The sequence below is a fragment of the Novosphingobium mangrovisedimenti genome, from assembly GCF_025153475.1.
GTDB classification, from domain to species: domain Bacteria; phylum Pseudomonadota; class Alphaproteobacteria; order Sphingomonadales; family Sphingomonadaceae; genus Novosphingobium; species Novosphingobium mangrovi_A.
Genome location: NZ_JANZXA010000030.1, coordinates 1 through 10987, shown reverse-complemented (window position 1 = coordinate 10987; position 10987 = coordinate 1). Strand labels below are relative to the sequence as shown.

6 protein-coding genes are annotated in these 10987 nt (G+C 63.8%); 1 reads left to right on the top strand and 5 read right to left on the bottom strand.

What is annotated here, in order from left to right; translation table 11 throughout:
• Positions 1–299 precede the first annotated feature (299 nt).
• The 4 genes from NZK81_RS20995 to NZK81_RS20980 all read right to left on the bottom strand — a co-directional run bounded on the left by NZK81_RS20995 (position 300) and on the right by NZK81_RS20980 (position 8061).
• Complete coding sequence (locus NZK81_RS20995; protein WP_013833408.1) at positions 300–1514, bottom strand: phosphoglycerate kinase; 1215 nt, start codon at positions 1512–1514, stop codon at positions 300–302.
• Between the two features lie 195 nt (positions 1515–1709).
• Entirely contained in the window at positions 1710–2735 is a 1026-nt protein-coding gene (locus tag NZK81_RS20990) for a dihydroorotate dehydrogenase-like protein (protein WP_260047926.1), read from the bottom strand.
• Positions 2732–6352: a pyruvate:ferredoxin (flavodoxin) oxidoreductase gene (gene nifJ / locus NZK81_RS20985; RefSeq protein WP_260047925.1), complete on the bottom strand. Its 3621-nt coding sequence runs from the start codon at positions 6350–6352 to the stop codon at positions 2732–2734. The genes NZK81_RS20990 and nifJ overlap by 4 nt, the downstream gene beginning before the upstream one ends.
• Positions 6353–6375: 23 nt before the next feature.
• Positions 6376–8061, bottom strand: a complete 1686-nt coding sequence (locus tag NZK81_RS20980; protein WP_229710118.1) for an NAD(P)-binding protein — start codon at positions 8059–8061, stop codon at positions 6376–6378.
• A gap of 265 nt (positions 8062–8326) precedes the next feature.
• Between NZK81_RS20980 and NZK81_RS20975 the strand changes: the two genes are divergently transcribed.
• Positions 8327–8557: a hypothetical protein gene (locus NZK81_RS20975; RefSeq protein ID WP_067738222.1), complete on the top strand. Its 231-nt coding sequence runs from the start codon at positions 8327–8329 to the stop codon at positions 8555–8557.
• A 623-nt stretch (positions 8558–9180) separates the two neighbouring features.
• Here NZK81_RS20975 and eno read toward each other — a convergent pair.
• Positions 9181–10497 carry a phosphopyruvate hydratase gene (eno, locus tag NZK81_RS20970; protein WP_188818871.1) on the bottom strand — a complete coding sequence of 439 codons (1317 nt, stop codon included), beginning with the start codon at positions 10495–10497 and terminating at the stop codon, positions 9181–9183.
• Positions 10498–10987: the final 490 nt, after the last annotated feature.

Here is a 10987-nt window from a genome sequence, read left to right as displayed (position 1 = left end):
CAATAACGCCATGTCGATCACTCCAATGTCCCCCGACGCAACAGCCAGGGGAAAGGTCAGAACATGGGTCACTTCTCAGCGGAAATTTATGCCTCTCCCGGGTCAACTCTCAGCGGAAATCAACAGGAATGGGGATTTCCTCGATCTTCAGAGGCTCACCGAAGGCGTGTACCACAGCCGCTCTCATTGTCTTCACCATGGTCGTGTCTCCATATCTGGTACTGATCGGAGCCGCAGGTCGAGACGTCCCTTGCCTTTGGCATTCTTACCCTTTGCGATTCGGTTGAAGTCGGCGAACCTCATTGAGCCACTCCCACACTTGCCGCGAGTGCCGCGACGCCGGGCAATTCCCTCCCCTCGAGCCATTCCAGAAAGGCACCGCCGGCGGTTGAAACGTAGCTGAAGTCGCCTGCGACGCCGGCATGTTTCAGCGCCGAAACCGTATCGCCGCCGCCGGCGACGGAAAGCAGGTGACCTGCTTTGGTGCGCGCCGCGACAAGCCTGGCGATGGTCATCGTGCCATGGTCGAAGGGGGGCGTCTCGAATGCGCCGACCGGGCCGTTCCAAACCAGCGTGTTCACCGTTTGCAGATGCTGTTCGAAGTCGGCGATCGTGTCAGGACCGACGTCGAGGATCATGTCGTCGGCTGCCACCTCACGTGCCGGAACCGTGCGATGCGGTGCCCCCGCTTCGAAGACCTTCGCCACGACGACATCAGATGGCAGAATCGGAATTGTGCCGGTTTCGGTCGCGAGACTAACGATGCGCTTGGCCGTATCGAGCTGATCAGCTTCATAAAGCGATTTGCCGACATCGATATCTTCTGCCGCCAGGAAAGTATTGGCCATCGCCCCGCCTATGACGAGGATGTCGACTTTTTTCAGCAGGTTTTCGATCAGGGCGATCTTGGTCGACACCTTGGCGCCACCGATGATGGCCAAGACTGGCCGGTTGGGCTGGTCCAGCGCCCTATGCAGATGGAGGAGTTCGTCCTGGATCGCTCGTCCGGCCGCTGAAGGCAGAATGTGCGCCACACCTTCGGTCGAACCATGTGCACGGTGCGCAGCCGAAAACGCATCGTTTACATAGAGATCGCCCAGTTCGGCCAGCGCTCGCGCAAAATCCGGATCATTCGCTTCCTCGCCAGCATGGAAGCGGGTATTTTCGAGCAGTAGGACGTCGCCGTCTTTCAGCTTCGATACGGCGGCCTTCGCCACATCGCCGATGCAATCGTTACCGAATGCCACGGTGCGGCCGATGGCTCGGGAGAGCGCCGGGGCAATGGGCTTCAGCGACAGCTCCGGCACGAGTCTGCCCTTGGGGCGGCCGAAATGGGACAATACGATGACGCGCGCGCCCCTTTCGGCGAGCTCCCGGATTGTCGGCGCCTGCCGGTCGATCCGGGCCGTGTCGGTGATCCTGCCGTCACGGACCGGCACATTGAGATCGGCGCGCACAAGCACACGCTTGCCCGTCACATCAAGGTCGTCGAGAGTGGAATATTGATAGGCCATGGTCGGTGATCGCTTTGGATATCTTGGCGGTGGCGGGAGCCGTCCCTGAATAGGCATCCAATAAGGGATAGTAGTCGTCCCGCGTCCTTGACGAAGGTTAAAGAAGGGCCGGCGCTGTTCCATCCCCGCAGGTTGCGCCGAATAGATCCAGGGAAGGCGATGCCTGTCTCTGCGGCAAGCAGCCCTTGTTGTTTCTCACAGGCCAGTGACGCCGCGTCCGGTGTGCCGACAGGGGTGTCGAAGAAGCAAAGCCGTGGTTTGGTGGGCCCGCACGAGCACTTCGGGATCGTCCAGCCGATCGGCGGACATGCGCCCGCGAACTTCCGTGACCGAAGTGGCCCCATGCCCCTGCGTCCACTCGGTGAGCCCCTTGACCAGCCGGGCCAGATGTTCCGGTCCGTGGCGCAGCAGCGCCGAGACAGTCTGTACGACGTCAGCGCCGGCGAGCAGGTATTTTATGACATCGTCGGTCCGCTCCACTCCCCCGCTGGCGGCCATGCAGAGCGCTGTCTTTCCGCTCAGCAGGGCGATCCACATCAGCGGAAGGCGGATGTCTTCCCGCGTCGACAACTCCAGCACGGGGCAAAACGTCCTGGTCTCGAGATCGATGTCGGGCTCATAGAGCCGGTTGAACAGGACTATGCCGTTTGCTCCGGCCTCGGCCAGGCCGGCGGCCAGGTGAGGCAATGCGGTGAAATAGGGACTGAGCTTCACGGCGATGGGAATGTGGACTGCTGCGCGCACGTCGCGCACGGTCTCGATCAGTCGCCGCTCGACATCGGTCGAGGTTTCAGTGGGATCGGTCGGAACATGGTGGATATTAAGCTCGAGCGCCGCCGCCCCCGCCGCCTGCAGATCCGCTGCGATGCCGACCCAGCCCTCCCGCGTCGTTGCGCTCAGGCTGGCGATCAGCGGCACTGCTATGGCCTCCGCAGCGCGCCGGATTGTCTCGAGATGCGCCGCCAGGGGACTGCGGCATCCGCACCGGGGCGGGAGATAGCCTGTGACCTCCGGATGGCTTTCCGCGCCGACCATGGCGGCAGCTTCCAGCGCCTCTTCCTCGTCGATGAGTTCTTCCTCATACAGCGAGGTGGTCACGACCGCCGCCGCCCCGGCATCCTCGAGGCGCTTGATGCCGTCGAGGGTCGCAGACGAGGGCGACGCGCCGGCGACGACTGGATGCGCGAGGTCGAGGCCGAGGTAGGTCGTCCCGAGCGTCATTGCGCCGCTTCCCCGGTCTCGTTGCCATCGTGGGGAGCGACGCTTTCCTCCTGCCAGAAGGGATGGAAGCGCGTCCCATCTCGCGCCGCGATGTCCTCGTAGAGTCGGTAGCGTTCGTCGACCGCCGCCTGGGCCTGGCGCAGCAGCACGCGGGCCTCTTCGGGCCGGGTGTGTGTCAGGATCCGGTAGCGGAGCTCCTGGTAAGCGAAGTCCTCGAGCGGCAGCCGGGGCCGGGTGCTGTCGAGGCGGAAGGGGTTCATGCCCGCCTGGCGCATCCTGGGGTCGTAGCGGAAGAGGGGCCAGTATCCGCTGGCGACCGCCCGCCGCTGCTGCTTCATGCCGTCGCGCAAATTGAGCTTCAGCCCATGCGCGATGCACTGGCTGTAGGCGAGGATGAGCGACGGTCCTTCGTATTCCTCCGCGTCGCGCAGGGCCTGGATCGTCTGCTCCGGGCTGCCGGCAAGTGCGATCTGGGCGACGTAGACATAGCCCGACGCGATCGCCTGCAAGGCCAGGTCCTTGCGCGGCGTGCGCTTGCCGGCCGCGGCGAACTTGGCCGCGGCCCCGACCGGGGTCGCCTTCGAAGCCTGGCCGCCGGTGTTGGAATAGACTTCGGTGTCCAGCACCAGGACGTTGACGTCGCGCGGCTGCGCCAGGACATGGTCGAGGCCGCCCGCGCCGATGTCGTAAGCCCAGCCATCGCCGCCGACGATCCACAGGCTGCGGCGTACCAGGTATTCGGATAGGGCAAGGAGGTTCCGCGCCAGGCCGTCGGTCGCGTCGGCCAGCGCACGGCGAAGATCCTCGACCCGCGTCCGCTGCGCCACGATCTCGCTGTCTGTGCGCTGTGGTGCATCCAGGATCTGCGCTGCGAGCCGGGGCCCGATCCGGTCGGCGAGCGTGCGAACCAGGGCGTATGCCATCGCGACCTGCTGATCGACGGCGAGCCGCATGCCATATCCGAACTCGGCATTGTCCTCGAACAAGCTGTTGTTCCACGCGGGTCCCCGCCCGTCGGGGCCGGACCGCCAGGGCAGCGCCGGCAGGTTGCCGCCATAGATCGACGTGCAGCCCGTCGCGTTGGCGATCTGCAGGCGGTCGCCGAACAGCTGTGACAAAAGCTTGAGATAGGGCGTCTCGCCGCAGCCGGCGCAGGCGCCGGAGAACTCGAACAGAGGCCGCACGAACTGCAGCCCCCGCGAGAGATGCAGGTCCACGTCCTGGCGGGCGAGCTCCGGCAGGGTATCGAAGAAGGCGAGGTTGCGCCGGCCCGGCTCGATCTGCGACTGCCGCTCACTGAGATTGATGGCCTTGACGCTCGCGTCGAGCGGGTCGTGGGCTGGGCAGTGGTCGACACAGAGGCCGCAGCCAGTGCAGTCCTCAACCGCGATCTGCAGGGTGAAATTCTTGTCTGGGTAGCCGCGCGCGTTGACGGGCGCGGAGAGAAAGCCCTCCGGGGCGCCCTCGAGCAAGGCGCCGTCATAGGACTTGGCGCGAATGACGCTGTGCGGGCAGACGATGCTGCACTGGCCGCACTGGATGCAGAGGTCCGGATTCCACACCGGCACCTCGAAGGCGATGTTGCGCTTCTCGTACTGCGTCGTACCGCCGACATAGCTGCCGTCCACCGGGATGGCGCTGACCGGGATTTCGTCGCCGCGGCCAGCGAACTGTAGCGCCGCGATGCGTCTCATCTGGTCCGGCGCATGGGGTGGCACGAAGACATGCAGTTCTTCGGTCGAGGTCACCGAGGCTGGGACAGTCACTTCGTGAAGATGATCGAGCGCGGAGTCGACCGCGGCGAAGTTCTTCTCCAGGATCGCGCGGCCCTTGTCGCCATACGTCTTCTCGATCGCCGCCCGGATGCGGCGGACGCCTTCCTCGCGCGGCAGCACGCCGCTGATCGCGAAAAAGCAGGTCTGCAGGATGGTGTTGACCCGCGGGCCGAGCCCCAAGCGCTGCGCGACCCCGCTCGCATCGATGACAAAGAGCCGCAGGTGCTTATCGAGGATGTGCTGCTGCACCGGCCGGCGCAAATGGTCCCAGAGCTCGGCCGGATCGTAAGGCGCGTTGATGAGGAGTGTCGCTCCCTCGCGGGCATGGCGCAGGACATCGAGCTTGTCGAGAAACTCGAACTTGTGCACGCCGATGAAGTCGGCCGATGAGAGCAGATAGGGCGCCGCGATCGGCGTGTTGCCGAAGCGCAGGTGGCTGACGGTCTCGGCGCCGGATTTGTGGCTGTCATAGACAAAATACCCTTGCGCGTGGCGCTCCGGGTCCTCCGCGAGGATCTTCACGCTGTTCTTGTTGGCTCCGACCGTTCCGTCCGCGCCGAGACCGAAGAACAGCGCCCGGGTCGTGCCCGGGGGCTCGATCTCGAAGCCGGTCTCGACTGTGAGACTTGTGCCGCAGACGTCGTCGTTGATGCCGATGGTGAAGCCGGTGCGAGGGTCATTGCTTTCGAGGTGATCGAACACGGCCTTGGCCATCGCCGGGGTGAAGTCCTTCGAGGAGAGGCCGTAGCGCCCGCCAACGACCAGCGGCAGGTCCTTGCGCGCGCCGCGGGCGAACGCGTCGGCCAGGGTTTGCGCCACATCGAGGCAGAGCGGCTCGGCAGGCGCGCCCGGCTCCTTGGTGCGGTCGAGCACGGCGATCTTGCGCACGCTCGCCGGCAGCGCGTCCAGAAAGTCCTCGGCCGACCATGGCCGGTACAGCAGCACCTGGATGAACCCCACACGTTCACCCTGGGCGGACAGGTGGGCGACGGTCGCGCGCAGGGTCTCGGCAGCCGAACCCATCACCACCACCACGCGCTCGGCCTCGGGATGGCCGTCATAGCGGAACAGCCGATAATGCCGACCGGTCAGCTTGGCGAAGCGGTCCATGGCGCGCTGAACGATGGCAGGCGTTGCAAGGTAGAACGGGTTCACCGTCTCGCGGGCCTGGAAGAAGGTGTCCGGGTTGTGGGCGGTGCCGCGCGTTACCGGCCGCTCCGGGCTCAGCGCCCGCTGGCGGTGGGCGCGCGCCAGCTCGTCGTCGATCATTGCCCGGATATCATTGTCTGACAGCATCGTGACCGTGTTGACCTCATGCGAGGTGCGGAACCCGTCCATGAAATGGAGGAAGGGAACGCGGGATTCGAGCGTGGCCGCCTGCGCCACCAGCGCCAGGTCATGCGCCTCCTGCACCGATGCGGCGCCGAGCAGGGCAAAGCCGGTGCCGCGCACGGCCATGACATCGGAATGATCGCCGAAAATCGAGAGCGCCTGGGTGGCGATGGAACGGGCCGCGACATGAAAGACGGTGGGCGCAAGCTCGCCCGCGATCTTGAACATGTTCGGCATCATCAGGAGCAGGCCCTGAGAAGCGGTGAACGTCGTGGTCAACGCGCCTGCCTGGAGCGAACCATGCACGGCGCCGGCAGCGCCACCTTCCGCCTGCATCTCCTGCACGATCGGCACCGCGCCCCAGAGGTTCGTCCGGCCCTCCGCCGACCATTCGTCGGCGAGTTCGGCCATGGGCGAGGCTGGTGTGATCGGGAAGATCGCGCAGACGTCATTGACGCGATAGGCGACATGCGCGACCGCCGCATTGCCGTCCATAGTCATTCGTTCCATGGGCGCTTCCTCTTTCCAGGGCCCTATACACGCAGGCGGAAGCGATGCGGTGCGAGCGGCTCGTCGGTCGGCCCAAGTGGCGCATCCGCCGGCACGGGTTCGGGCTGCATCTCGATGGCGTGGCAGGGGCACTGCTCGAAGCAGATCCCGCAGCCGGTGCAGAGATCGGGCTCGACCCGATAGCCGCGGCCCCGGCCGAGGCGTAGGATCGCCTGCTCCGGACAGGCCGCGAAGCAGTTGTCGCATTCGAAGCAGTTGCCGCAGGAGAGGCACCGGCCCGCCTCGAACCGCGCCTCGGGCTCGCTCAACCCCTGCACGACCTCGTCAAAGGTTGTCCGCGCCGCCAAGGATCGTTGCGGCTCGCTGCTCCGGGCCGCCTCGAGGAACACGGGCAGGTCGAGCATGTCGAAGGTCACGGTCGGATGCTTTGTCGGCCGTTCGTAGCGCACGCCCTGCAGCCAGGCGTCGATGTGGCGCGCCGCGCGCTTGCCGTGGCCGACCGAAATCGTGACCGATTGCTCGCCCGGCACCATGTCGCCTCCGGCGAAGATGCCCGGGTGTCCGGTCATCATGTCGGGACCGACCTTGACCGCACCATTCGACGTAAACTCGATCCCCGGCACCTGGCCAAGAAAGCCGCTGTCGGTCTCCTGGCCGAGCGCCAGCACGATCGCGTCGGCCGTGAGCGTCTCGAACTGCCCCGTGGGCTGCGGCCGGCCGTTCTCGTCGAGTTCCATCGTCTCGACGGTGAGGTCGGGGCCGACGATCTCCTTGATCGTCGTCAGCCATTTGATCCTGACGCCTTCCTCGACTGCCTCGTCGGCCTCGAAGGCGTGTGCCGGCATGTGGGCGCGGTCGCTCCGGTAGACGATCAGCGCCTCCTCGGCGCCGAGGCGCTTCACCGTGCGCGCAGCATCCATCGCGGTGTTGCCGCCGCCATAGACGACGACGCGGCGCCCGAGGCGGGGCGGCTCGGCGGCGGCGACCTTATGCAGGAGCGAGACGGCGTTGAGGACCCGAACCGCGTCACGAGCAGGAATATCGACATGCTTGCCGATGCCGGCACCGATGGCGATGAAGACCGCATCGAAGCCGCCGGCCGCCTTCTCGGCCAGCACGTCCTCGACCTTGTGATTGAGGACGATCTTGACGCCCATGGTCTCGATCCGCCCGATCTCGCGCAGAAGGTCGGCGCGCGGCAGGCGATAGGCCGGGATGCCGAAATGCATCATGCCACCGGGAAGGGGGCCAGCTTCGCGAATCTCCACGGCGTGACCGAGACGGGCGAGGTGATAGGCAGCCGAAAGGCCGCTGGGGCCTGCGCCGATCACCAGCACCCGCTTGCCGCTCGATTCCGCGTCGACGGGATAAGGCCAGCCCTCGGCGGTCGCCCGATCACCGAGAAAGCGTTCGACCGCGTGGATGCCGACGGCGTCATCGAGTTCGGCGCGGTTGCAGCTCTTCTCGCACGGGCGGTAGCAGACCCGTCCGTGGACTGCCGGCAGCGGATTGTCGCGAACCAGTGCCTCCCAGGCCGCACGGTATTTGCCCGCTTGCGCCAGATCGAGCCAGGCCCGGATGTTCTCGCCAGCGGGGCAAGCCGCGTTGCAGGGCGGCAGATGGTCGATCCATTGCGGGAGCTGTTGTCGCGTCGCTCCTGTCCCGACGGCCACGGCGTGCGTGCGGGTTGCGTCGGGTTGCCTCAACATTGATGCATCCTCTACTCTCTATGACGCGCCGTTTTCCGTTCGCTCCTCATCGATCTGCTTGGCAGCCGATGCCGAAGCATATGGGGATGAGGACGAACCCGCATCTTCGAGCCCACACTAAATGTCTGCGGCGGACGCCTTCAAATGCACTCCCACAAAATCAAGCCAAGCGCGGCGGTGCTGTCTTTGATCCGCGTTAAAGACCCACGTCGCAAACGGTGGAAATCTTGATTTTGGTGACCGGAGGAACATTCGAGAGGTTAAGATGGATCTTTTTCGCGTCGAGGCCGAAGAGGAAAAACAAGGCGAGCAAAAAAGCACGGGCACGTGGCTTATCGCGGCGGGCAGCTTGTTTGGGGCTATGTCTCTCGTACCGGAGAGCTATGCCGTCAAATCGGTCAATGTGCAGCTCGACACGGCTTGGGGGCCTGAACGGGTTATCGGGTGGATGCCGAGCCGGCCCGTCTTGAACAGAAGCGGCGGGCTGCCCTGTTAGGTGACAGTCCATGGGCAGGGCGTGGTCTAATTACCAGTCCGGATGAAACAAGCGCTTACGTCCGACCGCCCTGCCAATACAGGAAGCGCGTGCCAACGCTGCAAGTCCGGCATGTTGTGACGATTGACGGGAACACGCGAGGTGCGCGCGAGGTGTCCATTTCGTTCAATAGGTTAGAGGATTGACGCACGCATGTTGTGCTCAACCAGTGTCCTATTCTGCGTCCCGAACGTGGGTCAGCACCGATGGGTGGATGGACAGGACCGGTCAGGGCCGCCTTCGTTTTCCGGGGCGTTCGTCCGTGCACGATCATATTCCGCAGGACGGGGGGCTGACGTGCAAGAACCTGGAGCGTGAAATCGCAGATGGCCGCTGGGTCGTTGTACCCTTCGCAATGGTACGCCTCACCACCTGCTGTTCGATCACGGTGGCCACCGAGTTCATCGGTCAGGTGGAGTTTCCGCGCTTCACACCAAGAGAGGAGTTGATCCCGACGACCGCTTGCCGAGCTCATGGCGAAGGCCGGAGACGGCGATTTCCTGCGCAGTGTTGCTGAGAGCGTGCCGCAGATTATCATGGAGGCCGACGTCGATGACAATCTCATGCGCAAAGAAAGCGACGCTTTATTGCGATCCATGAGGTGCGCATAATGTCGACGAAAACGGCAGTTCTTTCAATGGATTGTCGAAGATCGCATCCGCCCCAAGCTGATGTTCGATCTCAAGCAGCCGATTGTACTTGGCAGTCCGCTCGCCGCGACATGGAGCACCGGTCTTGATTTGTCCGCCGTCCATCGCGACGGCAAAATCGGCGATGAAGCTGTCTTCGGTCTCGCCCGACCGGTGCGAGATTATGTATCGCCATCCCGCGCTGCGGCAGAATTCTATTGCATCGATCGTCTCGGAGACCGTGCCGATTTGGTTGAGCTTGATGAGGGCCGCGTTGGAGCACTTCTCGTCGATACCGCGTCGGATGAAGTCGATATTCGTCACGTAAATGTCGTCGCCGACGATCTGGATACCCTCGCCGAGTTCAGCCGTCATGCGACGAAATCCGGACCAGTCGTCTTCGGCCAGCCCGTCCTCGATCGAAACGATCGGGTATTTGCTAACCCAGCTTTCATAGAGCTCAATCAGTTCTTTCGAATTTTTCCGGCCTTGGCCCGAACGCTCGAGATTATAGTTTCCATCATGGAACGACGTTGCCGCCGGGTCGAGCGCGATGCAGATGTCTTCGCCGGGGTGGTAGCCGGCTCGTTCGATTGCCCTGACGATCAGTTCGCACGCGGCTTCGTTGTTGGCCAGTTTTGGAGCGAAGCCTCCTTCGTCGCCAACAGCTGTCGTGTGGCCGTCGGCCGCAAGCAGCGCTCGCAGGGCATGGAACGTCTCGGCTGCATATCGCATTGCTTCCCGGAAGCTCGGCGCGCCCACCGGCATGATCATGAACTCCTGAAAATCCAGGCTGCTGTCAGCGTGCCGGCCGCCGTTGAGCACATTCATCATCGGGACCGGCAGGCGGACAGGCCTACCGGCGGCAAGGTATGCGTAGAGGGGTTTGCCAGCTGCTGCCGCTGCAGCGCACGCGACAGCCATCGATACACCGAGGATGGAATTGGCGCCGAGGCGTGCCTTGTTCGGCGTTCCATCGAGGTCGACGAGAACACTGTCGATTTCGATCTGGGCGCAGGCATCGCGGCCGACGACGGCATGAGCGATCTCGGTCTCGATATGCTCGATTGCTCGCAGCACACCTTTGCCGGAAAATCGATTGGGATCGCCGTCGCGCTGTTCTACGGCTTCGTTCATTCCGGTGGAAGCGCCTGATGGCACGCTTGCCGTTCCGTGAGCGCCCGATTCAAGCTCGACGGTGACTCGAACGGTCGGATTTCCCCGTGAATCGAGGATTTCGAGTCCATTCAGATTCGCTATTTTCGTATTCATACAATTGATCTCCGGCCAGCGAGGCGGACAAGTGGTCAATCCGGCGATCTCTGACCCGAGATCGACCGGATCGGAAAATCGAGTACGGCGTTTCGCGGAGTGGTGCGCTTGTTCCCGGACGACTCGAGGCGTCACTGCCAAGCGTCCTCCAACAGATCTTGTGGAGCACAGATGCAGCTCTTCCCATGTGCAGCGGCTACCGCCGTTCACGGTCAAAATTGGCATCGCTTGGCGCAAAGTGTCCTTGACTGAGGTTAAACATCGACACTTCGGCATCCGGGTCGCGGCGTCCGAGACTAGGTAGCGCAGTTGACTCCGCAGCCCATCTTCTTTTGCGAAGGGGATCGGCCTCTGTGAGCGGAGGTTGTTGATTTCCGCTGAGAGTTGACCCGGGATTTTCATCGAGAAGTGACCCGGGTGGATGTGTGTTTCCCGCGATGCGGGGGTTGGGTCAAGCGGGTGATTTTTCCTTTTTGGTTTTGGGTGCGGC